This is a genomic window from Microcystis sp. LE19-10.1B (assembly GCF_027530565.1).
Lineage (GTDB): Bacteria > Cyanobacteriota > Cyanobacteriia > Cyanobacteriales > Microcystaceae > Microcystis > Microcystis aeruginosa.
Window position 1 is genome coordinate 1 of sequence record NZ_JAPZQM010000654.1, and the last position, 4,810, is coordinate 4,810.

1 protein-coding gene and 1 pseudogene are annotated in these 4,810 nt (G+C 39.4%); both read right to left on the minus strand.

Annotated elements, in window-relative coordinates; all coding sequences use genetic code 11:
- Positions 1-4,257 (minus strand): beta strand repeat-containing protein (locus tag O9332_RS23445; protein ID WP_288027644.1); only part of this gene is annotated, 4,257 nt, incomplete at its 3' end.
- Positions 4,258-4,398: 141 nt separating this feature from the next.
- Positions 4,399-4,810, minus strand: a pseudogene (locus O9332_RS23450) (hypothetical protein); the annotation flags it as partial.

Consider the following 4,810-nt stretch of genomic DNA (forward strand, 5'->3'; position numbering starts at 1 on the left):
GACGGTTTCGTTATTTTCAACTGTAGTGTCAGCAGTGGGGTCAACTGTTACGGTAGCAGTGGATGAATTAGCAGCGAAATTCACTGTCCCTGTTGTACTGGTGAAAGTTGCTGCACCGGTTTGAGTGTAATCTGTGCTAAAAGTAGCTGTTCCCCCAACTGTATAGTTAGCGGTTAAGGCGCTGGTAGTAGAACCGGTACGAGTGAAGGTATAGACTAAGTTAGTTGTCCCATCTTCATTGACACTACTGGGAGAAACCGCAAGAGTAATACTAGGGAAATCATCATTGGTAATTGTCCCCGTCACTGCGGTAGTTGTCCCAACTGTATAACCTGTCCCTGAAGCAAGAGTTAAAGCAACAGTTTCATTACTTTCTACTGTTGTGTCAGCAGTGGGGTCAACAGTTACGGTAGCAGTGGATGAATTAGCAGCAAAGGTGACTGTATTGGTAGTCCCTGTACGAGTGTAGTCAGTATTTAAAGTCGCTGTCCCTCCGAGGGTGTAATTAACCGTTAAAGCATCAGTTGTTACTCCGGTGCGAGTGAAGGTATAAACGAGATTAGCTGTCCCGTCTTCTGTCACACTACTGGGAGAAACCGCAAGAGTGACACTGGTATTATCACCATCATCATTAGTAATTGTTCCTAATCCTTGATTATCTGTAATCAGCGCATTGCTAGGATTAGAAAGGTTAATCAAGAAAGTCTCATCCGGTTCAATTGCAGTATCACCATTGACGGAAATAATAATATCTTGGCTGATTTGTCCCGGTGTAAAGGTGAGAGTCCCTGTTGTGGCTGTATAGTCGCTTCCTGCTGTTGCTGTGTTATCAGCAGTGGCATAATTTACGGTAATTGTTTGGGTACTTGTGGTTGACAATGTAACTTTAAATATCAGGTTGTTTGTTCCTGAATTGTTTTCTACAATTGTCGGATTTGAGATAGTAAAGAATGGTTTATCCCAATCGGCTGCTGTCCAGGTTGTTGTTGCTTGCCAAGTTTGGGGTGTCCATTCATCAATACTTTTCCAAGCATCTCCTGACCATTTAGTTGTAGCTTGCCAAGCGTTATCTCCCCAGTTAGGTATGGCACTCCAAAAGTTATCAATTGTCTGTGATGCTGTAGCTGTTGTTGCTATTTCATAGCTATTTGTGTCGAGAAAAGATGATGCAAGCTTTAGCGTTGAATTGCTTTGATTTGCAGTTGATGGAGATAAACCAAGAATCTTTTTAGACTGTCCAATAATCGCATCCCACGCATCTGAAGTCCAAGATGTAGCGGCGTTGTAAGCGGATGTTACTGCATCGGATATATTTCCAATACTATCAATGGCAATTCCGATTGCTTTTCGATTCAGTTCAACGGTTCCACGAAAAGTTAAAGCTGCACCCAGAATTGGACTTATTAGAATAACGGCTGCTTGAAGAGCAAAATAATCAGCATCAGGCAAATATGTAAACCAGTAACTACTTAAATCAGTAGTATTTCCGTTGGCAACTTTCCGGGTTAAATCTGTCGGCTTTGACAAATTAGTTCTTGTAATAGTTTGATTTAAGACGGGAACTGAATGTTTTTCAAAAGTAATTGCAGATGTTAGTTTGGAATATTTGTCTAAGTTCCAGACTCCACTCAGATATTTTGAACCTGCAATGCTAACCAAATCGGCCGAAGTTATGTAATGAGTGACACCTAAGTTATTAGTAGCGTTAAAATTAATGCCGGGTTGTTGGGAAATACCCGGACTATTGAAAGTAACAATCTTTCCGAGTTGTCCTGTATAACTACCCCCTACCCACTGACTTAATGCACCGCCTAAACTATGACCTGTAATATTAGGTTTTAGAGTCAATCCGCTTACGGGATTAGTTACTTCTGAAAGCCATTGATTGACTGCGGCTTTATTGTTAGTAAATTGATTATAGCCAATTCCTTCGGTTTCAGCATCACTTAATAAATCGTTAACAGATGAGAATTCAGTACCCCGAATCGCTAAAACAGGAGGTTTAGCAAGGTCATAAATTGTGCCATCAGTAAAGGTATAGGATTGCTTGGTGCTGGTGAGTTGGTTGATTAGATTCTGTCCAGCAGTATAGGCGGCGGTATTGTTACCGCCTGAAGTGTTGGCAATATCTTGCAGTAAGTTATTGCTATTGGATGTAAATTCATTGGCATTAAGGGGATTGGCTAAAACCAGAAAGAATTTTTCATCAGAAGTTAAACCAAAAGCATCAAATCCTGTGCTAGAATCTTTGAAAACTTTATTGATACGATAGCCTTCGTAACCCAGGTCACTATAGTCATATTTCTTATCTACTTCTTTGCCTTTGTCCGTATCTGTCCAATCACGATAAGCGGTGTCTCTAGCAAAAATCTCAAAGGTTTGGTCGGTAGGAGGCGCACTTCCTAAAACAGTAATTTCTATTTGTTTGCTGGTTTGTCCTGGGAAAAAGGAGAGGGTTTGTTTGACAACATTGTTAAAATCTTTTAATTGGTTAGGGTCTATTGAATTGGCACTTCCATCAAGGGTATAGTAATCAACGGTTATCGGTTTATCATAGGTTGAGGACAGTTTAACCTCGAAAATAACCTTCCCTGCGGGAGCATCAAACCACGCATTACTGACTGATATCGTTGGTTTAGGTGGAGAATCAGGTGTGGGTGGGAGTGCTGTGTAAGTGCCAATATCAAATATATTTGGATATTTTGGATCTTGAATTTCGGTGTTGAATAGAGTAGATTTTCCGTTTTTGTCTATATACCAAACTTGGTTCGCAGTATTTCCACTAATAGTACTATTTGAACTCCATGTACCCGAATTGTAAATACCACCACCTACGTTGGCATTATTGTTAGTAAGAATGTTATTCGTTAATGTTGATGTTCCCCAGTTGTAAATTCCCCCTCCATAATCAGCTGTATTACCAGATATTGTACTGTTGGTCAACAATAATGTTGATGTTGATAGCATGTTGTTGTAAATTCCCCCTCCATAACCATTATTAGCCGTATTACCTGTTATTGTACTGTTGGTTAATGTTAAGGTTCCCACGTTGTTGTAAATTCCCCCTCCATAACCATAAACCGTATTATTAGTCGTATTACCTGTTATTGTACTGTCGGTTAATGTTAAGGTTCCCAGGTAGTTGAAAATTCCCCCTCCATAAAAATTAGCCGTATTACCAGATATTGTACTGTTGGTCAATGTTGATGTTCCCGCGTTGTAAATTCCCCCTCCATAACCATAAACCGTATTATTAGTCGTATTACCTGTTATTGTACTGTCGGTTAATGTTAATGTTCCCAGGTAGTTGTTGAAAATTCCCCCTCCTCCTAAGTCAGCCTTATTACCTGTTATTGTATTGTTGGTTAATGTTAAGGTTCCCCCGTTGTTGAAAATTCCCTTTCCTGCTTTGTTGCTGATATAGAGATTATTTAATATAACTCCAAGTTGACTAGAGTTATTTATAATAGAATTATTATCATTCTGCCCAGAGATAGGACTAGCATTATTAACAATAGAAGCTAGTGCTGTTCCATCAGTTTCAATGGTAATCGTACCGTTCGTCTTCAAACTGCGATCGCCTGTTGTCGTATTATTAACATAACTTAAAGCATAAGTCGTTCCTGATTTCAGCTTAATAATATAGGGAGTATTAGGACTTTTATTAGCAATTGTAACAGCATCCCGCAAAGATAAACCACTCCCAATAGTGGCACTTCCATCATTCTCATCTATAGTAGTATTGACAATTAAAGTAATTGGTGCAGCTTGTTCAACCCCTATAAATTGTCCCCCTAAATTAATAACAGCACGATCATCTTCTGTTTGAATATAAGTTAACTCAGCCTCAGTTAAATTAACCCCTCTCACCAGATGAGAAAATAATTCTCCCTCATCCCCCACCGTATCCACCCTATTAATTTGAGCATCCACATAATGCCCAATTTCTTCTAAAATCACCGCAACCAAAGCATCTAAACTAGCAGAAGCAAAAAAACTTTCAGATAGATATATCTTATTGGTGCTAATCCCATAAGCGCCATTTGCACTACCTAAAACACTGCTATTGACAACCTCAATCTCAGGAAGTTGACTAAAATCTCGGCTTTGCCACTGCTGTCGTAATTCTGTCGCTTTAACCACATCATAACTTGTGCCAAAAGCGGTTTCTAAATTCGCCCAAAAGCCATCAGATTGAGCGAAATCGAACAAAACATCGTCAACAGCAGGAAGGAGGGGCAACAGGGTAGAAGTCATGACGGTAACAGCAGAGGTTTATTGCTAACAGTTTTAGCTCAACAATGGCCAATTTTTCAAGACCCCTGTAACAGAAATTAACATTTATTCCAAGAAAACGGGTTTCTTTGAGAAACCCGTTTTCTAGATATTAGGATAAGATTATTGGATTCTTGCCAAAGACTGCCTAAATTCTGCGAGAGAATTAGCGGTAGCTGCTAATTTTAGTAGCTCTTCTAAGATAGTAGGGTTAGTCATTTTGCCGATTATCTCTTCAATTTCTGAAGAAATCTCTCCAAACCGCACAGTTAAAACTGTTTTTATGGCATCGCGGCTTTTTTGTAACGCGCCAATTTCTTTACCAATTTCTTTACCGCGTTCTATTCCTCGTAACTCCCCAATTTCCTTGCCAATTTCCTTACCGATTTCCTTACCGCGTTCTATTCCTCGTAACTCCATATTACTCATTAAAGGCATGGTTCTTTCCTCCTCAAATTGTTTGATTTTACTCTCTAAACTTGACTGCAATTCAGGGGATAAAGTCATCATATTGTCGATGATTTCAAACAGTTTA